This window comes from Planktothrix sp. FACHB-1365, assembly GCF_014697575.1.
GTDB lineage: Bacteria > Cyanobacteriota > Cyanobacteriia > Cyanobacteriales > Microcoleaceae > Planktothrix.
This window is the reverse complement of record NZ_JACJSC010000015.1, coordinates 36,818-58,187: the sequence shown is the minus strand read 5'-3', so window position 1 is coordinate 58,187 and position 21,370 is coordinate 36,818. Positions and strand designations below refer to the sequence as shown.

The following is a 21,370-nucleotide window of genomic DNA, read 5'->3' as shown; positions in this document are numbered from 1 at the left end:
GTTATCAGTTATCAGTTATCAGTAAGATATTGAACTGTTTTTCTGTGTGTTTCCCGTTAAGGTTTTACTAGCTATAGAAGGTGATTTATTAATTCTATAACTCCTGCTCCTCGACTATTTTGTGTGACCCAATTAACTTTTTCTTTGACTTTGGGTAAGGCGTTGGCAACGGCGACGGAATAACCACATTGTTCTAAAAAATCACAATCGTTTTCTGCATCCCCAACACCAACAATTTGTTGTAGAGGCAGGTTGATTAATTGGGAAAGAGCGTTTAATCCAAAGGCTTTATTAATGCCTTCGGGTAATACCATAACTGCACCTTTATTGCAAATAATTTGAACATTAACGCCTAACTCTTGAATCGTTTTCTGGGTAATGTCTAAATAGGGTTCCCAAGTAGCAATAATCACTCGACCCACTCCCAAAACCTCTAAAGTTTGAGCTTGAGCAATCTTAGAAAATTCCTCTGGAATCGCCTGATTTTTTAAAGATTGTTGTTTTTGATCAATGCGATCGCGTAATAAGGTTATAAAGGCTTCAGAGGGGCGCTCTGCTAATAATTTTTCGACCTGGGTAGTGGGTTGATATAATACGGCTCCATTTTCTGCAATCACCCAATCAAACACATTAATAACCGGAATATGAGCAATTAAATTATCCAGTTGTCTGCCCGTAATCAGAATTAACTGCCGCCCTGACTGTTGCCACCGTTCTAAAGCTTTTAAAGTAGATTCCTCCACCATTCCATCTGTCGCTAAGGTTCCATCAAAATCCGTTGCTAAAGCTAAATAGTTCATGCTGATCTGAAAAAAATTGTTGAGGAAGGGGTAGATTTAGATTAAATTAATTCTACCACTCATCCGTTAAATTAACGCCTAAATCTCTGATTCATCATCTTCATACTCGACCCAAGAATTAGGGGTTTCTGAAACCCTAACTTTTAACTTGATGCCTTCATTGATTCTTTTTTTGGTAAAATCATAAATGTATTTGGCAATCATTTCGGCAGTTGTTTCATATTCCGGGGGAAAAATTTCATTTAATACCCCATGATCTAAGCCTCCTTTTGTAACATCTTGTTTTGCCCATCGTAAACTTTTAAAATCAGCAACCATCACGGGATGAGGACAACGTTCTGAGGGATGTAATTTGTCAGATGTTGCTTCCACTTGCACGCGATAGGTATGACCGTGCATTCGTCCACAAGGCCCATCATAATCTTTAATATAATGGGCGCTATCAAAGGTAAATTCTGTGGTTAATTTCCATTTCGGCATAGGTACAGAGCCTCAACTTGATATCTGATCTTATTTTGACGCCACCTTCAACGTTCTATATCTATTCACGACTCAAGATCAACTAAGTTTATACAATCTTATTGCAAATCTTTATAATTATTGTCCCTCAGCATCAGACCTGACTGGGGATTGAAGCCTGGAGGCAGATCGCTGTGACCCCCCTTGGGGTGTAGGGTATCTGGGAGTAGCAAAGAGGCTTGTGTTAACAAAACTTAATATTATTTTCTGGCAAAAGACTATAAACTAGCTTTAGCTTCTTGATAAAGATAGTCAATAAATTAAAAGATAATTGATTTATTCCCTTCTTCAAGAATCCAAAAATTGGACATTGTTAGAATGAGTACAGACCAGTGGATAAACTTATAATTAATTAAGGAGATATTGCCATGCTGTCACAAGCAATGATCGATCGGTTGAATGAACAAATTAACCTGGAAATGTTTTCCTCCCATCTTTATTTGCAAATGAGTTCTTGGTGTGCTTATAAAGCCTTAGATGGTTGTGCGACATTTCTCAGCCAACACGCCGATGAAGAAATGTTGCATCAGCGCCGTTTAATTAGCTACCTACAGGAAACAGGTGCATTAGTTATTTTGCAGGGTATGGAAGCACCTCCCACCGAATATAATTCTCTGAAAGAGATGTTTGAAAAAATCTATTCTCACGAACAATTTATCACGGGTAAGATTAATAATCTAGTGCATTTAGCCAATACAGAACCCGATTATTCAACCCTGCAATTTTTACAATGGTATGTAGCCGAACAGCATGAAGAAGAATTTTTGTTTAAGAGTATTCTTGACAAGATTAAGTTGATTGGTGTAGAAGGTCAAGGGTTATTTTTCATTGATCGTGAAATTAGCACCATTGCGGCAACGAGGGCAGCAAAAAACAACACTAATGCCACAACCTTTGCTACTGTTTGACAATAAAAAGTTGGGTATTTAGTATTTCGAGATTAATGATGGGATTAAATAATATGACTCAAAAACAATGGTACGAATCCCTGTTCGAGAATTACGGACAAAAATATGATTCTGAGAATTTTACCCAAGGGACAATGGGTGAATGTGATTTCATAGAAAAAGAATTAGGATTTAATAAATCCTTAAAAATATTAGATGTGGGCTGCGGTACAGGAAGACATACAATTGAACTGACAAAGCGGGGATATTCTGTTACGGGAATTGATTTATCCGAATCTCAGCTTAAAAGGGCAAGGGATAAAGCAAAAATTGAAAATTTGATCATTGATTTTCAGCAGCAGGATGCTAGAAATTTGCCATTCAATCATGAATTTGATGCCGCGATCATGCTTTGCGAGGGAGGATTTGCCCTCATGGAAACTGATGAAATGAACTTTGAAATCCTAAAAAATGTCACCCGCTCGTTAAAGACGAATGCTAAACTTATATTCACAACTTTAAATGGACTGTTCCCCTTATATCATTCGGTTGAGCAATTCTATGAATCAACAACAGAAGCCGGAAATGCTACCTGCAAAAGCAATAGTTTTGACTTGATGACATTTCGGGAGCATAACATAACCGAATTTGAAGATGACCTGGGAAACAAGAAATCTCTTGTCTGTAATGAAAGGTGTTATGTGCCGAGCGAAATTACCTGGCTACTTAAATCTCTCGGTTACAGCAGCATAGATATTTATGGGGCTAAGTTGGGAGCATTTTCCAGAAATGACAAATTAACAACGGTCGATTTTGAGATGCTTGTTATTGCTGAAAAATGATTGTGTAACTTGTCCCAACTCCGTCAATCAAAACTGAACTTAATAGGGAAACTCAATGGTAAAAGTTGTTAAATTTGGGTCACTTTCAACTTGAATTGTTCCGCCTAATTGTTCAACTAATTTTTGGACTAATGCTAATCCTAGCCCGGTTCCTCCTTGCTTCCAGGGGTCTGCATTGGGAACCCGATAAAATTTCTCAAAAATCCGGGGGAGTTCTTTAGCCGGAATTTCTGCTGGGTTACGAATGACAATTTGTAAGGAGTCGGAAATTGAGGGAGAAAGGAGAGAATTCTCTTGTTTTTTACCTTTGCGTTTGGTTTTAGGGGTTGATATTAATTCCAACCAATTTGATAAAGAACGATAATGAATTCCTAGAAAAATTTCTCCCCCATTTGGACTATATTTACAGGCATTATTTAACAGTTCTGCCAAAATCCGCTCTAAACTATTGGCGTTTGTTCTAATGGGTTGTAAATGGGGATAATAGGATACAGTTAGCACCTGCTGGCGTTCCTGAGTACGGGAATAAAAAGGATTTATAATATTGGGCAACCATTCCAATAAATCTAAACTTTCGAGAGCAATGGGGGTAGAGGAGGATTCCAACCGTTGTAAATCCAATAAATCATTAATTAAATTGGTTTCTCGCAGACATTCGGATTCTAGGATCTCTAAATACTTTTGACCGCGCTCAGAATTGGGGGCAATTTTTAACATATGAATTGCCATTTTCATATTCGCTAAAGGAGTCCGCAGTTCATGGGAAACGGTACTCAAAAAATCATCTTTGAGAATATTTAACTGTTGCAATTCTTGAACTTTTTGTTGGAGTTCAGCCGTTCGATCTTGAACTTGACGTTCTAAATCAGTATTTAACGCTTGAACTTGTTGATATAATTGAGCTTGTTGAATGGCGATCGCTAATTGAGTGGCAAGCTGTTGTAATAATAGGGTTTCTGAAGGTTGCCAATGGCGAGAACCTGAACACTGATGGGCGGTAATAATTCCCCACAATTGCCCATCTTGCAAAATGGGAACCACGAGATAAGCCGTCACTTCCTGTTGATTTAATTGATTAATTTCTTCAGGACTTAAGGAAGATTTTTGAATATCAGAAACCGCATAAATATTATCCTGTTCAAATACCGTTAAGTAACATTGAACTGATTCTTTAAAAAGCTGATCATTAGCCAGGGATTTACATCCAATAGCAACGGATTCAGCCACTAATTTTCCGGTTTGGTCGGATTCAATATGATAAATAAACACCCGATCAGCTTGTAAAAATTGTCGAACTTCCGCCACTGTTGCATTGAGAATTTCATCTAAATTTAAGGATTGATGAATTCTCATGGAAATTTTGGCTAACAGTCGTTCCCGTTGTAACTGTTCATGAATTTTAGAGGTGCGTTCTTGAACTTGTTTTTCCAGTTCCGCATTGCGACTTTTTAACAGTTCTAATTTTTCCGTTTGCAGTTGATTAACGGATTGCTGCAATTGTTTAACCACCCGATACATTTCCGTCGGGTCAAGCATTCTTAATAAACTAACTTGTGTAATAATTCCTAATAATTCTCCTTCATCTCCACAAACGACTAACCGTTGTACCTGTTGCTTTTGCATTTCTTGATGGGCCAGCCATAAAGAATCATTGGGTTTTAAAGAAAAGGATAAAGTTCCCATTACCGTTGTTGCGGGTGTTAAGGTTAAATCTAATTCTAAAAATTGTGCCTCCACAATATCCTGTTCTGTAACTAATCCAACGGGGGTTAATTTTTTTCGAGTTCCCGTTTGAAAAATCACAACACAACTGGCTTGATGTGCCGCCATCATTTGAGCTAAACTTAATACGGATGTTGTTACCGGAGCCGTCACAACTTGGGTTAACATTTCATCTCCAACTCGTCGCAATCTTAAAATATTAGACGGTTGTAAAACCCGACGAATTCGTTCTGGGGAAATCACTCCCACTAACTGCCCTCGACTATCTAAAACGGGTAAATGGAGAATTTGATGTTGTCGAAATAAGGATAAAGCGGTAAAAATATCTTGATCATCGGATTCAGTTAAACTAACCGTAACCGGAGACATAATTTCAGCGACCCGAATTTTATGAAGCGGTGCTTCCTTTAAATTATCTAAAATTCCCGCCGCAATTAACTGAACAATATCTCGTTCCGTTACAATGCCTAAAAGAGAGGAAGGTTGAGGGTGTTCATCGAGAAGAACATGAACAAATTCTTCTGGATCTTGATGAATCACGAACACACAATTTGCCCTAGAATCTTCTACTGAAGAATGGCTAGGGTTTAACAGACAATGATTTTGAGAGAGCCCCAATACCTTGATCACATCGGCTAAAGAAGTTTCGGGGGTAACGATAAATGGATTTCGATCAATGGCTTGTTCTAAAGCTGATGAATACCGCACAGACTGATAAAATTCCATAGTGATGCTCTAAAAAAAGTTCGTGGTAAAAGGCACAAGGTTTTTAATCTTGGAATGTCAACACAAACTCACTGAGCGTTGATCGGAGACTGATCGCTGATGAGTTTAATGTAATTTCACAATAAATAGTTATGATTTTATCAGTTAATGAACCCAATTTTTGGGAAGAACACTATCAACAGGGAACCCCAGGATGGGACTTAGGAGAACCAGCACCCCCCTTTGTTGATTTTTTGCAATCTTCTCACACCCTACCACCGGGAAAAACTGCGGTTTTAGGCTGTGGAAGGGGTTATGAGGCGCTGTTGTTTGCCAGTTATGGATTTGATGTTGTTGGGATTGATTTCGCGACTTCTGCAATTGAAGAAGCCTTAAACTGGCAACAGAAGTTGATAGCTCAACCGTCTCTTTTAAAAGGTTCAGGACAAGATTTACCCACCTCAGCAATATTCTTACAACGGGATATTTTTGAATTATCGGAAGAGTTTTCAGGACAATTTGATTATGTCGTTGAACATACTTGTTTTTGTGCCATTTCCCCAGAAAAACGCGGGAATTATGTCCAGTTAGTTGAGTCTATTCTGAAACCCAAGGGGCAATTGTTGGGGTTGTTTTTTACCCATTCCCGTCCTGGAGGGCCACCGTTTGGGATTACACCTGGGGAAATTCAAGCATATTTTCAAGATAAATTTCATATTCTTGATCTTCATCCGGTGACAAACTCAACCTCTAAGCGTCAAGGTGAAGAACATTGGGGACAGTTTAGGGTCAAAAAAAAATAAGAGAAATTTAGGGGAGTTAGGCTGAAGTTGATCCGCCTAACTCCCCCTGATCGGGAAATGCAGAATTTAGTTACGTTTAGGCAACTTTGTGTTCTACAAATTTGAGTTTTTTTTACTATAATACATAAAGATTAAATTGAACCTGATTTACGAATGAGTCAACCGTTGAACTTAGAAAATATTTCAAATCAGTTAGAGAGTGCCAACTTACGCGATCGCTTATTGGCGTTAGTTTCTTTGCGGGAAATTCCCCCAGAAGATGCTGTTCCTTTAATTAAAAAAGTTCTCAATGATCCCAGTTTACAAGTGCGGTCAATGGCGGTTTTTGCCCTAGGAATTAAACCCACAGCAGAATGCTATCCCCTGTTGGTGAATCTATTAGAAACTGATCCTGATTATGGAGTCAGGGCTGATGCAGCAGGGGCTTTGGGTTATTTAGAAGATATTCGAGCATTTGAACCTTTAGTTAGAGCTTTTTATGAAGATACAGATTGGCTGGTTCGATTTAGTGCAGCAGTTTCTTTAGGCAACCTAAAAGATATTCGCGCCCGTGATGTTTTATTAGCTGCATTAAACAGTAATGAAGTGATTTTACATCAAGCTGCGATCGCGACGATCGGAGAAATTAAAGATGTTGAATCTGTTGAGCATATTCTTCGCTTTGCTCAAGCTGAAGATTGGTTAGTTCGGCAACGATTAGCTGAAGCATTAGGTCATTTGATGACGCCCAAAAGTCTTTCGGCGTTGAACTATTTAGTCAAAGATAGTCATCCTCAAGTGGCTGAAGCTGCTAAAATTTCCCTAGAACGCTTACAAGAAGCCGGATTAAAATCTTAAGAATTTGATCACAGGGGAATGGAGAACACAAAGGATGATTTAATCTATCTTGACAAATGAACCTGACTATTAGACGATAGATTTTCAGTTTTTATATTTCCCTGAAAAGCTATCCTTAAATCAGCTTATGACTTCTCCGTTCCCTTACCGTCAAAAACCTAAAATTCTCCAATTAATATTTTTTAGTTTTATTGTCTTATTGCTGGCTAGTATTTCAGCTATTTTAGGAGCAATGACAGCTTTACTTGCTCCTGAAAAATTTGATTTTAATGAACCCGAATTAAATATTTTAGATGGGCTATGGCGACATCGGTTTAAATATAATTTATCTCGTTCGGTTAATATTTTGGTGTTGGGAATTGATGGTAATCATAATCAAGATTCAGCGTCCCCTGATGTTTTTAAAGGTCGCAGTGATACGGTGTTAGTAGTGGGTTTTGAACCCCAAGATAAATCCGTGAGTTTATTATCTATTCCCCGTGATACTCAAGTTGAAATTCCGGGTTATGGAACTGGAAAAATTAATGAGGCGAATTATTGGGGGGGTGCTCAATTAGCACAACAGGTAATTGAAAATACTTTAAATAAAATTGAAGTTAACCGTTATGTTCGTGTAAGTAGTGGTGCATTTCGAGAATTAGTGGATTTTTTAGGAGGAGTAGAAGTTTATATTCCTCAACCGATGTCCTATCAAGATAAAACTCAGCAATTAAAAATTGATTTAGCACCGGGTTGGCAAACCATTAATGGAGAACAAGCGGATCAATTTGTGCGCTTTCGGGGTGATGGTTATGGAGATTTAGGCCGTGTTCAGCGTCAACAAGCGTTAATGGAAGCGATTTTAGTTCGACTCAAAGATCCGACAGTTTTACCGCGTGTTCCTGAAATTATTCGGATTATGCAAAAATATATTGATACTAATTTGAGTTTTGAAGAAATTTTAACCTTAGTTAATTTTGGTTTGAATCTTGACCCCCAGAATTTTAAAATGGTGATGTTACCCGGTCGTTCTAGTTTCCAGGAAGATTCTAATAGTAGTTATTGGTTCCTGGATGAACAGGGACGGGATCGAGTGATGTATCAATATTTCCGTTTAGATTCAACAGGATACACCTTAAAAAGTTCCTATGAACCGTCTGCTTATGAAAGTTTATCCAAAGATTTAAAAATTGCGATTCAAAATGCCTCTGGTCATCCGATTGGGTCTGAAAAAATGCTTAACTTTTTATCCAATCAAGGATTTAATCAAGTTTATTTAGCCCCAATAGAATCAACTCCACAATTGCAAACCCAAATTATTGTTCAAGGCGGAGATTTAGGGGCGGCAAAATTGATGCAAAAAGCCCTTGGCTTAGGGGAAATTAAAGCCTCTGCCACAGGAGAATTGGGTTCAGATTTAACCATTCGAGTCGGCGAAGATTGGATCAAAAACAAGTGATCAGCACTGATTTTAAAACTTTAGCAAATAACAATTGACCATGAACCGATAACTGATAACTGATGATGCGGATACTTGATGACTGATGACTGATAACTGATAACTGTCTATTGCAATTGACACAAGATTAAACCCAAATATTGATTTTCATCTGTCCAATGCTTTAATGTAACTAATCCTAGGGTTTGTAATTCCTCTTGAATTTGTTCAAATTGAAACTTACGAGAAATTTCAGTATGAATCGTTTCGCCTTCGGCAAATTCAATCGTTAAATTTAGGGTTTTAAGTTCAACGATTTGCGATCGCAAACTTTTTAAGTGCATTTCAATTTGATGCTTCGTGTCATTGTAAAAGGCTAAATGTTCAAATTGCTCAATCTTAAAATTTCCTTCAAACAAACGGTTTAAATGTCGCAACATATTTAAGTTAAAAGCAGCCGTCACGCCTTGACTATCATCATAAGCAGGTTCTAAAATCGACTTAGATTTATGTAAATCTACCCCTAATAAAAAATAATCTCCGGGCTGCAACGATTCAACAACATGGGCAAAAAAAACATGGCATTCTTCGGGTTTTAAATTGCCTAATGTACTTCCAATAAAACCGATCATTCGTGATGGTAAAGGAGAAGAATTGAGATGTTTTAAGGCTGTTTCATAGGTACTAACAATCCCATGAATATGCAGCGTGGGATAATCTTCCAGGAGAGAATAGGCACTTTGTTCTAAAATTCCCCCACTAATATCAATGGGTAAATAATGTAGAGGATGACCTAACTCTTGATAAGCGTCTAATAGAATCCGAGTTTTTGTAGAACTCCCACTTCCTAATTCTACAACTTCACAAGGGCCTGTTAAATGGGCAATTTCCGAGGCATAATCTTGTAAAATTTTAGTTTCTGTTCGCGTTAAATAATATTCAGGTAACTCACAAATTTTCTCAAACAATAATGATCCCTGATCATCATAAAAATATTTAGGCGGTAAGGTTTTCGGGGTTTGAGTTAGCCCTTTGATCACGTCCTCTCCAGCCGTAACCGGGCATTTTTCCCGAAAAGTTTCAATTGTTAAGCGAGGGTTAACCCGGATGTACTCCTCTGATGATACAAGGGAAGAATTTGAAATTGGCATTATAAAAGATAAAACTCAGCTTAAGAATAAGATTTTACCCTGTTTTGTTGATTAAAACCTATTTTTAGATAAAATTAAGCCATGATCCATCGTCTGACAGACTCAGAGCAACAAAAAAAATATACAATAGGGAATAGCTGTTAACAAAAGTCTGATGAATGTCTATGACCGCTACTGCACCTGTTACAACGAAGTATGAAGCGATTATTGGGTTAGAAACCCATTGTCAACTGAGTACGGAAACTAAGATTTTCTCCAATTCTTCCACGAAATTTGGGGCTGATCCCAATATGAATATTGATCCCATTTGTATGGGATTACCCGGTGTCCTCCCGGTGTTAAATGAAAAAGTCTTAGAATATGCCGTAAAAGCTGGGTTAGCCCTTAATTGTGAAATTGCTGCTTACAGTAAATTTGATCGCAAACAATATTTTTATCCTGATTTGCCTAAAAATTATCAAATTTCTCAATATGATTTACCGATTGCCGCAAAGGGTCAATTAGAAATTGAAATTGTTGAGGAAGATGGCAGTTCAAGGCGCAAAATCATCGGCATTACTCGCTTACACATGGAGGAAGATGCGGGAAAATTAGTTCATGGTGGAAGCGATCGCCTTTCCGGTTCAACCTATTCTATGGTTGATTATAATCGGGCGGGAATTGCTTTAGTAGAAATTGTGTCTGAACCGGATATTCGTTCGGGACAAGAAGCGGCTGAATACGCCCAAGAATTGCGTCGAATTATGCGGTATTTAGGCGTGAGTGATGGCAATATGCAGGAAGGTTCTCTGCGTTGTGATGTTAATATTTCCGTGCGTCCTGTGGGTCAAAAAGAGTTTGGAACGAAAGTTGAAATTAAAAATATGAACTCTTTTAGTGCCATTCAACGGGCGATTGATCATGAAATAGAACGGCAAATTGCAGCCATAGAAGCGGGAGAAAAAATTATTCAAGAAACTCGCTTATGGGAAGAAGGAAGTCAACGAACGATTAGTATGCGAACGAAGGAAGGATCAAGCGATTATCGCTATTTTCCTGAGCCCGATCTTCCCCCGATTGAAGTGTCTGTTGAACAATTAAAAACTTGGCAATCCCAATTACCTGAACTTCCGGCTGCCAAACGTCATCGCTATGAAACAGAATTAGGATTATCCCCCTATGATACTCGTGTTTTAACGGATGATCGTCCGGTTTCTGAATATTTTGAAGCAACTATTGCCGCAGGTGCTAATATTAAACAAGCGGTAAACTGGATTATGGGGGATATTACCGCCTATCTAAAAAACGAAAAATGCAGTATCACTAAAATTGCCCTCAAACCTCAAGAATTAGCGGAGTTAATTGCTTTAATTGAAGCCGGAACGATTAGTGGTAAAATTGCCAAAGATTTATTACCGGAATTATTGGCAAAAGGAGGTTCTCCTAAAGATTTAGTGGAAGCCAAAGCATTAATTCAATTATCCGATCCTAAAGCTTTAGAAGAAATTATCGATCAAGTGTTAGCTGAAAATCCCAAAGAACTCGAACAATATCATGCTGGCAAAACCAAACTTCAAGGGTTTTTTGTGGGGCAAATTATGAAGAAAACGGGCGGACGGGCTGACCCTAAACTGACCAATCAACTCTTAGGAGAAAAGTTGAAAAAATAAGAAATTTTGGGCAGTTAGGTTGAGGTCAAATCCCCTAACTTCCCTTAGATTTTAAGGAGATTTCAACCGATGTCAAACTATGAACGGGATCGATTGTACTGGCGAGTTAGTTTTTTGTTTATTTTGTCTCTTCTCGCTTGGGGAATTTTCTTGATTATTCCTTAATCTTCAAGAAATCAGAAATTGTTTAATAGGTTGGGTTTCACAATTGCTAAACCCAACCTATTCTTCAGAATTCATCGGATTTGGGGCTAAAAAATAATTGGTTAACTTTACTAATCGCCCAACTAAGAATCGCCCCTCCCATTAAAATGCCAATAGCGGGAGTAAACACAGGTTCCCAAAGTTTGTACCATAAATCTAAGCCGAGATTGACTTTAAAAGAATGTCCTAAAACCGCAATCACTAACCAAAAAAAACTGAATAATACTAAAAAGACATCCGCCACTAAAATTCGATTTAACCATTTGATCAATTGTTCTTTCATCGTCCCAACTCAACTCAAAATTAGATTAACTGATTTAATCTTAAACCTTTATCAGTCGCTCCTAACGGTTAAAACCCAAATTGTAGATAAGTTTAACCTAATCTGAACCGAACCTTTGCTACAATAGAAGTCAAGAGTTATCATAGGCAGTCTGTGTCAATATGGTTCGCTACACCCTTGCTCAAAGTCCAGAAATCGTTCTCACCGTCCGAGGCAAAGATTCATCCCAAGCCCGTGAGAAAGCGATGGACAAACTCATGGAATTGATGGATGCAGGTAAACTGCCAACGGAATTAGATGAAGGCTTTAGTCCTCAACAGTTTATCGAAGTCAAAGAGCCCGATGATACCCCCGTTGAAGAAGAAGATGCCATTTCTGAAGCTGTGCAGATTTTGAGTAATTTGGCTTCGTTGAAATTGAAAGTAATGGAATCACGGGAAGAAGCTCTAAAAGTGCGAGAAGCCATTGATATTTTGTTTACAGATCAACCTGTAACGGTAGAAGAAGTAACCGAATTAAAAGATGGGTTTAAGGTGTTAAAAAACTTTGCGGTTTCTAATCTTCGATATCGAGAAGCGAGAGCAAAAGCCGAAGAAGCAAGAGTAATTTTAGATGAAGCTTTAAAGTCTTCTGATCCTGAAGCCAAACCCGAAAATGCTCCCGGAAAAAAAGATAAAAAATAGGTTTTAGCAGGCTATTATCTGTTGACAGTTTACAATTAGCGGTTAACCCTGAACTGTCAATAGATAACCCTTAATTTAAGCAGTTCTGTAAATACGGTGATTGACAAAAACTAATACAGCAAACTTAAAAAGTAAACTCTTCTTTTCTGTTCCCTGTTCCCTGTTCCCTGTTCCCTGTTCCCTGTTCCCTGTTCCCTGTTCCCTCCTCTCTTATGAAATTACCCCCAACTTGGAATCTTCCGTCAGCGATTTGCGATCGCTTTGGTCAAAAAAGTTTTGGTAAACAACGGGCGATGATAGCCGATGAGCATCTGTTATTAGTATTACATAAAGCGCCCAAACCGGGCGAGCGTCATCGAGAAGGGGTCTTATTTTGGCGTAGACCTGATGGTCGTTGGGAATGTAGTAAAGGGGGTGTCGCGTTTCAACAATTAACGAATCATTTGAAAGAGTATCATTCAGCCGAAGAAGACTTAAATCAATTATATAATATTGCTAAAACCGCAGAGGATTATTTTAACCTTTTAGAGGCTATTACCCCCCTACAATTAGCGACAGAAAACTTACACGCCACGTTACAAACAGCCAGAGAAGCAATTCCTCAAGATCGAGATATTGTGGATTTAAGAGATTGGGCTTATGAAATTGAACGCACGTTAGATATTCTTTATATTAACACAAAAAATGCCTTGGATTTTAAAATTGCAACTGAAACAGAAGCTGCTGCTAAAGCTGGAAATCGACTCAATACTTTAGCTGCGATTTTCTTTCCGCTTACGGCTATTTCCTGCGTATTTGGGATGAACTTAAAAAGCGGTTTAGAACTTCAATCTCCCCTGATGTTTTGGCTGATGTTTTTAGCCGGAATTTGGTTAGGATTAGTCGTTAGACAATGGGTTTTTACAGGAACCTTTTCCCAATTAAATTTTAATAAATTAGCAATGGATTTAAAACAAGGGTTGAAAGAATAACAAAGTTATTTCCTTGTTGAGTTATTAACTAACAACTGATAACTGATAACTGATAACTGATAACTGATAACTGATAACTGATAACTGATTCAAGGTGTCGAAACAGTAGCAGCCGCTAGAAATTGCTCAATTTGATGGGGTTGCATAAAGGATAAATATTTTTGGGCAAATTCTGGAGGTAAAAGTTCAATTAAAAATTGATTTTCTACCCAAAATTCTATGACATCAAAAGCATTGTCTCGATTACAACGAACCGCACGCCATTCGTTTTCGGCCGCAATGGTTTCAATTTCCTCTTGAGTAATCGGAACAGAAAGAGCTAGATGGGTTGCACTATAGTTAGAACCCCAAGCATTATGGGTAAATAGAACATCTTGAGATCCGGTTCCCGGTGTTAATTCTGTGCCGAAGGGATAGACCTCAATGGCGGTTCCATATTCATCTAACATTAACACAAAATAACTACCCGGATGGGGGGGAAAAGGAGCAAATTTTCCTTGAGAAATCTTGGCTAGAACTTCAGCGACTTGACGGGGATTTTTAGCCGGAATAGAAAGGTGATGAATCATAGGATTTAGTTAGAAGAATTTTTGAGATAAGGAGTCAACGTTAATCACTCAAACCTAAAACAATTAATATTAAGTTTGAGTGGGATCAACAAAGGTGTAAAGATTATTCCTACAGACATTAATCTGGTAGTCTTCCCAGATTTGCCCATCAGCAAATACAACACGAATATCGTAAAAACACCGAGCCGAGTTAGGATCAGAGAATACAACTTGAACACTTTGCCCCGTTGGTAACACATCGGTTTGCAAAATGTCATATTCCCAATTATCAAGGCTCGAATCAGACAGATAGAGTTCTGTTACCATTTTACTACTGTTATTGGCAATCACAAAATCAGACTTATCAGCGATCGCGCGTTGACTATGAAACATCACGAGGGGAAGAACTAAGAAGGCTGTAAATAATCGACTGATGGGTAAGGTTGGTGGTAAAGGAATCTGGAACATTTCTAATGGCTCCTCAGCATCTGTTCAAAACTGGGAAAATCCACTCTAGTCAAGGTTTAATGATCGGCAATTTATCAAAATCAAGACAGAATAATTGGAGACTAGAGGAAGATCCCGTTAAGATAAGATAGGAATTGAGAAGAAGTGAGGAATTAATTTCCTTGCTTCTTCTCAATGTAGAACCCAAGATAACGCCTATCTACAGGTACGTTACACTGGAGAATAAACCGAGAAAAACCGTTTGAGTTGGAGTCAGAAGGAATTCTCAAATCTAAAGTTAAGGTAGGATCGGGAAAAAGTCGGGAAGGTATCGCATTTCAAGGGAAAGATTAAACTCACCATGAAAATTTTGTTGATCGAAGATGATCCAATTTTTGCATCAATGTTGGTACAATCTTTAACCAACCAGCGTTATATTGTCGATCAAGCTGAAGATGGTCAAATGGGGTGGGAATATGCTCAAAGTACCACTTATAACTTAATTGTCATTGATGTAGGATTACCGAAATTAGACGGCATTACGCTGTGTCAAAAATTACGTTATCAAGGCAGTACCATCCCGATTTTATTAATAACCGCTAAAGACGGAACAAGCGAGCGCATCCGAGGTTTAGATGCGGGTGCTGATGATTATTTAATTAAACCGATTGATATTGCCGAATTTCAAGCGAGAGTTCGGGCTTTATTACGACGAGGCGAGGTTTCCCATTCCTCTATCTTAGAAATTGGAAATTTACAACTGAATCCGGTAACTTGTCAAGTTCATTATGCCCATCAACCCATTACCCTGACCCCCAAAGAATATAGTTTATTAGAATTATTAATGCGAAACCCCGCGCGGGTTTTTAGTCGGGCTGAATTGATTGAATATTTGTGGAGTTTTGATGATCCACCCCAAGAAGAAAGTGTTAAAGCTCATATTAAAGGATTGAGACAAAAATTAAAAGCGGTTGGTGCGGCGGAGTGGATTGAAAATGTTTATGGGTTGGGTTATCGTCTCAGTGCAAAACTCCAAACAACGCCCTCTGTTTCTGTTGATTCTCCTCAGCCTGCAATTGAGATTTCCCTAGAACAACAGTTTAACCAAGCCAAAGAAAAACTCTGGAATCAATATCAAGATTTATTAATAGAACGGTTAGCGATTTTGCAACATTTAGCGATCGCCTTAACCACAAATACCCTGCTTCCTTCCCTGCGTAATGCCGCCGAACAAGCCGCCCATAAATTAGCCGGAGTCCTTGGAATGTTTGACCTAGAACAAGGGACAGAAATTGCTCAAAAAATTGAACAGAATTTAGAAGGAGATCAGCCCCTAACCTTTGAGCAAATCCAACTCTTACACTCCTACATTCACGAATTAGAAAAGTTACTGCCTCACTCAATGTCTGAACCCGATCAATCTCCTCTGTCTTTCCCGACCTCAACCCCCCCGAATTTAGAAATCAATCTCTCCCCCAATGTGAATTCCTTACCTGAATATTCAGTTTCCGAGATTTCCCCTCGCCTATTATTAATTGATTCCGATCTTGAATTCGGAAAAGCTTTGCAATCTTTAGCAGATTCTATGGGGTTAGCTTGGCAACAAATTCCCACCTTAGTAGAGGCAAAAACTTGGTTAAATATCAATACTCCAGAGGTTGTTGTCTTCAATGACTATCCCAATATTAAAGCCGAAGACCGATCCCAACTGATTATAGATTTAGCCAAACGTACTCCTCCCATTCCCGTCTTAGTCCTAACCTCCACAGAAGGTTTAATGGATCGAGTCACGGTCGCTCGTGCAGGGGGTCGCAGAATCTTCGTTAAACCTGTTACCCCAACCCAAATTTGGGAAGCCACCAGCCAACTGTTACACGCCTCTCCGCACTCCAAAGTCAACGTTTTGGTCGTCGATGATGACCCGTTATTTTTAGCCACCTTGCGGCCCGTTTTAGAGCCTTGGAGGATAAGAATGACGGGACTCATTGACCCCCTGCGGTTTTGGGAGGTTTTGAACTCTGTTTCACCGGATTTATTAATTTTAGATGTGGAAATGTCTCCGGTTAGTGGAATAGAACTTTGCCAAACGGTTCGGGCTGATCCCCATTGGCAAGGATTACCGATTGTATTTCTCACGGCCCATTGTGATAGTAAAACGATTCAACAGGTATTTGCGGCGGGGGCGGATGATTATGTGAGCAAACCGGTTATGGGGCCAGAACTATTGACTCGCATTACTAACCGTTTAGAACGGACTCGATTATTACAAACATTGTCTACAAAAGATCCGATCACAGGGTTAGCAAATTATCTCCAGTCTAGTCAAGAATTAGAACAACAAATCCAGAAATGTCAACAATTAGAACAACCGTTTTCTTTGGGAGTATTAAGTTTTAGTCAACTGCATGATATTAATCTTGAATATGGGCATTTGATTGGCTATCAAGTTTTGCAACGGTGGGGGCGTTTATTTCAAGGAATGACTACGGTTGGAGTTGAAACAATTGGATATTGGGGAAATGGGGAATTTGTCGTCGGAATGCCGGGGTTAACTCAAGCAGAAGCTCAGGAACACCTATCTGATATCTTAATTTCTCTCCGACAGCAGGTTTTTACCACCTTGGAAGGACAACGATTTCAAGTTGTTTGTGAGGTGAAAATTACAGAATTTCCTACCCAAGGACAAACATTACAACAATTATATCAACAGGTTCATCATCGTAATGGATAGTCATTTATATTTTCAGTTATCTTCTCAAAGTATTCATGTTTGGCAAACAAACCTGAAGCGATCGCTTTCATCTCTTCAATTTTACCAAACGATTCTTTCTGCTGATGAAAAAAAACGGGCTGAACGCTTTAAGTTTGAAAAAGATCAACAAGCATTTATCATCGCACGGGGAACCCTAAGAAGGATTCTAAGTCAGTATTTAACTTTATCACCAGCAGAGATTAAATTTAAGTATAGTTCCAAAGGAAAACCTAGTTTAGATCAAAATCCCTTACCCCTACACTTTAATTTATCTCATTCTTATGGAAAAGCTATTTATGCGATCGCCTTAGAAAAAAATATCGGTGTAGATATTGAATATATTCGTAAAATTGAAATCTTATCTTTAGCTAAACGCTTTTTTTGTGATTCGGAATATCAATGGTTAAATTCTTTACAGTTAGAAGAACAAGATGCTGGATTTTTTCAACTCTGGACGTGCAAAGAAGCTTATTTAAAAGCAACGGGAGAAGGCTTAGTGGGGTTACAGGATATTGAAATTAAAACGCCTTTAAGTTCAGTCTTACAAATTTTGAAGATTTCCCAAAATTCAGAAATTGCCAAAAATTGGACATTAAAAACCATTGAAACCCCAGAAAATTATAGAGCAACCTTAGCCATTGAGGGCATCAATTATCAGTTTAAATTTTGGCATTGGATAGATGAAGAATAACTTAATCATAGGATACCAAAATGTTGAGTAAAATTGAGTTAAGCCATGTTAATATGATCAGGAGATAGTCATTCAATACCCTAGATTGAGAGAGTAAAAAATTATGATTTCTGAACCCCAATATCCCCAAAAAATGACGGTGGAAGCATACCTAGAATGGGAAGCCACACAGGAACTTCGTCATGAATATGTTGATGGCAAAATTTTAGCGATGACAGGGGGTAGTATTCCTCATAATGACATTGCTCTCAACTTATATACTGCCCTTAGACCTCATTTGCGTCAAAGAGGCTGTCGAGTTAATGTCTCAGATGTGAAAGTTCAGACTCATCAAAACAGTCGCTATTTTTATCCAGATTTAGTTATAACTTGTGATCCTGAAGACTTAAAATCTCGTAAGTTTATTCAAAACCCTAAAGTTATTGTTGAAGTTCTTTCTCCTAGTACCGCTAGTTATGATTGTACAAAAAAACTCAAATATTATCGCCAAATTTCGAGTTTACAAGAATATATGTTAATTGATTCAGAATCCATTTCTGTTGAAGTTTATCATCGAGGAGAAGGGAAAATGTGGTATTATTATGGGTATGAAAATGGGGATGTAATCGCATTAAAAAGCATAGAGTTTGAGTGTCCAATGGAACTTCTATATGAAGGGATTAATTTTGATCAAGTGTAAAATTTTTGTATTGTTGAATCGGAATCTCAACGGTAAACTCTGAGCCTTCTCTGACTTGAGACGAACACTTCAATTGACCCTGATGTCTTTCCACAACAATTTGATAGCTAATAGCTAATCCTAAACCCGTCCCTTTTCCGACAGGTTTTGTTGTAAAGAAGGGATCAAATAATTTAGTTTTAACGGCTTCCGTCATTCCCATCCCATTATCAGTAATACGGATAATAACCTGTTCATTTTGACTAATTTCAGTGGTAATGGTAATCCTAGGTTGCCAAGAATTTAATGAATTAAAATCAATCTCCTCCTCAGAAGATTGAGAAAAAAGAGCCTCATCCCGTTCCAATCTTCGCTCCTGAACCGCATCAATCGCATTCGTTAGTAAATTCATAAAAACTTGATTAATTTGACCTGCATAACATTCAATCAAGGGTAAATTACCATAATTTTTAATCACCTGAATCATTTCTTGTCCCCCAGCTTCTGATAAGCGATTTTGGAGAATTAATAAGGTATTTTCTAAACCTTCATGCAAATTCACCTTTTTCACAGAAGATTCATCTAAACGAGAAAAATTGCGTAAGGATAAAACAATTTGCTGAATGCGACTTGCTCCCGCTTTCATCGAACTTAAGAGTTTAGGTAAATCCCGTTTTAAAAATTCTAAATCAACCGTTTCTATTGCCTCTTGAATAACAGAAACAGGTTCAGAATAATGCTGTTGATACAGTTCAATTAAACTTAATAAATCCTCCATATATTGAGTTGCATAATCCACATTTCCGTAAATAAAATTAATCGGATTATTAATTTCATGGGCGACACCCGCCACCAACTGACCCAAAGAAGACATCTTTTCCGTTTGAATTAAATGGGCTTGAGTTTGTTGTAATTTCTTTAACGTTGTTTCTAATTCTAAGGTTTGAGCTTTTGCTAACGCCGCTGCTTCACGGGTTTGGCTATAAAGTTGGGCTTGATTAATTGCGATCGCCACTTGCGCCGTCACCGCCTGTAATAATTCCACTTCTGAATCAGTCCAGCATCGAGGTTCCTGATGATTAGCACAGACTAAAACCCCAATTTCTCCCATTTGGGTTTGAATAGGAAGAGACAGAACAGACACAAATCCAAACTGAAGTAAACAGGATTTTTCTTGAGAATCAGGGAGATTAACAACATGATTAATTCGTCCCATGTTTAAATCCAAATATTGCTGTGACCAAACCCCAACTTCTTCTAAAGAATAGCGACCAACAATATTGGCAAAAGCCGGATCTTTAGCTTCCGTTACAATTTCCCAATAAGCCGGAGTAAAATAGGGTTGAGACGGATTAGAATAAACAGAATTAAAATTCATTTCTTCCCGGCGATACCAACAAAAATAGCAGCGATCAACCTTCATTAACTCCCAAACTTGCAAAACGGTTGTTTCTAAAATTGTTTTCAAATCTAAAGAATTCCGAATTTGGTTGGCTAAATGATTAATTAATTTTTCCTGTTGAGCCAATTGTCGGAACCTAAATTCCGATTGTGCTAATAATTCTTCCGCAACTTTTCGTTCTGTAATATCTTCATAAGTTCCTAAAATTCCCACCACATTTCCCTCTGGATCATGCAGGGGAATTTTATTAGTTTCTATCCAACATTGTTGACCATTGGCATTCAATAAAGTTTCGATAATTCGATAACGAGGGGTATTCGTTTCCATGACTTCTTGATCAACTTTGCGATAATGTTCAATTTCACTTAAACTCGCAGGGAAATCGTAATCTGTTTTTCCAATCAAATCTTCAGGAGACTTAAACCCCGCATCCAAAGCGACTTGTAAATTACACCCTTGATACACAGAATTGCGATCTTTCCAAAAAATTCGTTGCGGGATCGTATTCATAATTAATTGCAGCATTTGTTGAGATTTTTGTAGTGCTTCCTCTACTTTTTTGCGATCATGAATATCTGTGAGCGTGCCAATATATCCCGTTACATTCCCCAACGGATCTTTGATCGGAACCGCTTGACCTAAGACCCAAACCCCGCTTTGATCTAATGATTTTAAACGATATTCTGAAGAAAAGGATTGTTGATTTTGAATCGCATTTAACCATTCCTCAATTAACCGTTCTCGATCATCAGGATAAATGCCATCAACCCAACCTCTATTTAACGCATCTGAAGGTTGCTGTCCGGTAATTCGACATCCATATTCATTCACATATAAACAGCGTCCCGTTACATCCGTTTCAAACAAACCCACTGGACAAGCTTCCATTAAAGATTGATAACGCTGTTGGGTTGTCGTTAACGCTTGGTTGATGGCTTCAAGTTCTTTAGGTGTGCAAAGTTGTAATAATTTGGGAACTAAAGGAATAATTTTATAAGATGTAAAAATTGAAATTAAAGCCGTGATTGCCTTTAATCCTCCTGATAACCAATATAGAGGATACCAAAGGGTAAAAATCGCCATTAAATGGTTGAGTCCACAAGCAAAAATAAAGGCACTAAATAGGATAAAAACTTCAGGGTAGGGTAAATCTTGACGCTGACGAACAAAATAAATTAATGCAATGGGGATCGAAAAATAAGCCAAGGCAATGAACAAATCGGAAACAAGATGAAGCTTCATGAATTGAGATTGCCAAAGGTAGCAGGAACCCTGAGACATCCCTGAAGCCATTGCCACCAGTTTTTGTGAAATCATCCAGGTCAAGTTCATGACGGTTTTAAAAATTTATTTAAGGAGAAAGACACAATAAAATAGCGATAATAACCTCAAAAAAACG

The 21,370-nt window shown here is 38.1% G+C and carries 19 protein-coding genes; 11 read left to right on the top strand and 8 right to left on the bottom strand.

The genetic code is table 11. The features are described from left to right. Nucleotides 1–71 precede the first annotated feature (71 nt). Together H6G57_RS16750 and H6G57_RS16745 are read right to left on the bottom strand one after the other, a co-directional pair. Nucleotides 72–800 (bottom strand): HAD family hydrolase, encoded by a 729-nt coding sequence (locus H6G57_RS16750; protein WP_190520506.1) that lies wholly within the window; start codon nucleotides 798–800, stop codon nucleotides 72–74. Between the two features lie 78 nt (nucleotides 801–878). Further along, entirely contained in the window at nucleotides 879–1,280 is a 402-nt protein-coding gene (locus tag H6G57_RS16745) for a 6-carboxytetrahydropterin synthase (protein WP_190520503.1), read from the bottom strand. A gap of 407 nt (nucleotides 1,281–1,687) precedes the next feature. Here H6G57_RS16745 and ftnA point away from each other — a divergent pair, with 407 nt between their 5' ends. Both ftnA and H6G57_RS16735 read left to right on the top strand, forming a co-directional pair. Next, nucleotides 1,688–2,227 carry a non-heme ferritin gene (gene ftnA / locus H6G57_RS16740; protein ID WP_190520501.1) on the top strand — a complete coding sequence of 180 codons (540 nt, stop codon included), beginning with the start codon at nucleotides 1,688–1,690 and terminating at the stop codon, nucleotides 2,225–2,227. Nucleotides 2,228–2,280: 53 nt separating this feature from the next. After that, nucleotides 2,281–3,048, top strand: a complete 768-nt coding sequence (locus H6G57_RS16735; protein ID WP_190520499.1) for a class I SAM-dependent methyltransferase — start codon at nucleotides 2,281–2,283, stop codon at nucleotides 3,046–3,048. A 39-nt stretch (nucleotides 3,049–3,087) separates the two neighbouring features. On the opposite strand, the gene H6G57_RS16730 is transcribed toward H6G57_RS16735, so the two are convergent. After that, complete coding sequence (locus H6G57_RS16730; protein WP_190520496.1) at nucleotides 3,088–5,496, bottom strand: CBS domain-containing protein; 2,409 nt, start codon at nucleotides 5,494–5,496, stop codon at nucleotides 3,088–3,090. A gap of 131 nt (nucleotides 5,497–5,627) precedes the next feature. On the opposite strand from H6G57_RS16730, the gene H6G57_RS16725 reads away from it, so the two are divergent. From H6G57_RS16725 to H6G57_RS16715, 3 genes are all read left to right on the top strand, one after another. Beyond that, the gene (locus H6G57_RS16725; RefSeq protein WP_190520494.1) at nucleotides 5,628–6,278 is read left to right on the top strand and encodes a methyltransferase domain-containing protein; all 651 of its coding nucleotides are present in this window, start codon (nucleotides 5,628–5,630) and stop codon (nucleotides 6,276–6,278) included. A 153-nt stretch (nucleotides 6,279–6,431) separates the two neighbouring features. After that, on the top strand, nucleotides 6,432–7,115 hold the full coding sequence (locus H6G57_RS16720) for a HEAT repeat domain-containing protein (RefSeq protein WP_190520492.1): 684 nt from the start codon (nucleotides 6,432–6,434) through the stop codon (nucleotides 7,113–7,115). A 127-nt stretch (nucleotides 7,116–7,242) separates the two neighbouring features. Next, nucleotides 7,243–8,553: an LCP family protein gene (locus tag H6G57_RS16715; RefSeq protein ID WP_190520490.1), complete on the top strand. Its 1,311-nt coding sequence runs from the start codon at nucleotides 7,243–7,245 to the stop codon at nucleotides 8,551–8,553. A gap of 107 nt (nucleotides 8,554–8,660) precedes the next feature. Here H6G57_RS16715 and egtD read toward each other — a convergent pair whose 3' ends face one another. Then, complete coding sequence (egtD, locus tag H6G57_RS16710) at nucleotides 8,661–9,683, bottom strand: L-histidine N(alpha)-methyltransferase (RefSeq protein ID WP_190520488.1); 1,023 nt, start codon at nucleotides 9,681–9,683, stop codon at nucleotides 8,661–8,663. 164 nt (nucleotides 9,684–9,847) lie between these two features. Between egtD and gatB the strand changes: the two genes are divergently transcribed. Continuing rightward, nucleotides 9,848–11,332 carry an Asp-tRNA(Asn)/Glu-tRNA(Gln) amidotransferase subunit GatB gene (gene gatB / locus H6G57_RS16705; RefSeq protein ID WP_190520647.1) on the top strand — a complete coding sequence of 495 codons (1,485 nt, stop codon included), beginning with the start codon at nucleotides 9,848–9,850 and terminating at the stop codon, nucleotides 11,330–11,332. Nucleotides 11,333–11,561: 229 nt separating this feature from the next. On the opposite strand, the gene H6G57_RS16700 is transcribed toward gatB, so the two are convergent. Beyond that, the gene (locus H6G57_RS16700; RefSeq protein ID WP_072719321.1) at nucleotides 11,562–11,819 is read right to left on the bottom strand and encodes a hypothetical protein; all 258 of its coding nucleotides are present in this window, start codon (nucleotides 11,817–11,819) and stop codon (nucleotides 11,562–11,564) included. 161 nt (nucleotides 11,820–11,980) lie between these two features. On the opposite strand from H6G57_RS16700, the gene H6G57_RS16695 reads away from it, so the two are divergent. Next, complete coding sequence (locus H6G57_RS16695) at nucleotides 11,981–12,502, top strand: hypothetical protein (RefSeq protein WP_190520486.1); 522 nt, start codon at nucleotides 11,981–11,983, stop codon at nucleotides 12,500–12,502. A 212-nt stretch (nucleotides 12,503–12,714) separates the two neighbouring features. Continuing rightward, the gene (locus H6G57_RS16690; protein WP_190520484.1) at nucleotides 12,715–13,473 is read left to right on the top strand and encodes a CorA family divalent cation transporter; all 759 of its coding nucleotides are present in this window, start codon (nucleotides 12,715–12,717) and stop codon (nucleotides 13,471–13,473) included. Nucleotides 13,474–13,562: 89 nt separating this feature from the next. Here H6G57_RS16690 and H6G57_RS16685 read toward each other — a convergent pair whose 3' ends face one another. Beyond that, nucleotides 13,563–14,042, bottom strand: a complete 480-nt coding sequence (locus H6G57_RS16685) for a hypothetical protein (RefSeq protein WP_190520482.1) — start codon at nucleotides 14,040–14,042, stop codon at nucleotides 13,563–13,565. A 69-nt stretch (nucleotides 14,043–14,111) separates the two neighbouring features. Further along, complete coding sequence (locus H6G57_RS16680; protein WP_190520480.1) at nucleotides 14,112–14,489, bottom strand: hypothetical protein; 378 nt, start codon at nucleotides 14,487–14,489, stop codon at nucleotides 14,112–14,114. A gap of 340 nt (nucleotides 14,490–14,829) precedes the next feature. On the opposite strand from H6G57_RS16680, the gene H6G57_RS16675 reads away from it, so the two are divergent. The 3 genes from H6G57_RS16675 (at nucleotide 14,830) to H6G57_RS16665 (ending at nucleotide 18,590) form a co-directional block, all read left to right on the top strand. Beyond that, entirely contained in the window at nucleotides 14,830–17,199 is a 2,370-nt protein-coding gene (locus tag H6G57_RS16675) for a response regulator (RefSeq protein WP_190520478.1), read from the top strand. Continuing rightward, nucleotides 17,192–17,911, top strand: a complete 720-nt coding sequence (locus tag H6G57_RS16670) for a 4'-phosphopantetheinyl transferase superfamily protein (protein ID WP_190520476.1) — start codon at nucleotides 17,192–17,194, stop codon at nucleotides 17,909–17,911. The genes H6G57_RS16675 and H6G57_RS16670 overlap by 8 nt, the downstream gene beginning before the upstream one ends. 103 nt (nucleotides 17,912–18,014) lie before the next feature. Continuing rightward, on the top strand, nucleotides 18,015–18,590 hold the full coding sequence (locus H6G57_RS16665; RefSeq protein ID WP_190520474.1) for a Uma2 family endonuclease: 576 nt from the start codon (nucleotides 18,015–18,017) through the stop codon (nucleotides 18,588–18,590). On the opposite strand, the gene H6G57_RS16660 is transcribed toward H6G57_RS16665, so the two are convergent. Further along, nucleotides 18,571–21,303, bottom strand: coding sequence for a PAS domain-containing protein (locus H6G57_RS16660; RefSeq protein ID WP_190520472.1), 2,733 nt, complete (start codon nucleotides 21,301–21,303; stop codon nucleotides 18,571–18,573). The two genes, H6G57_RS16665 and H6G57_RS16660, sit on opposite strands and share 20 nt — an antisense overlap. Between the last annotated feature and the right edge of the window lie 67 nt (nucleotides 21,304–21,370).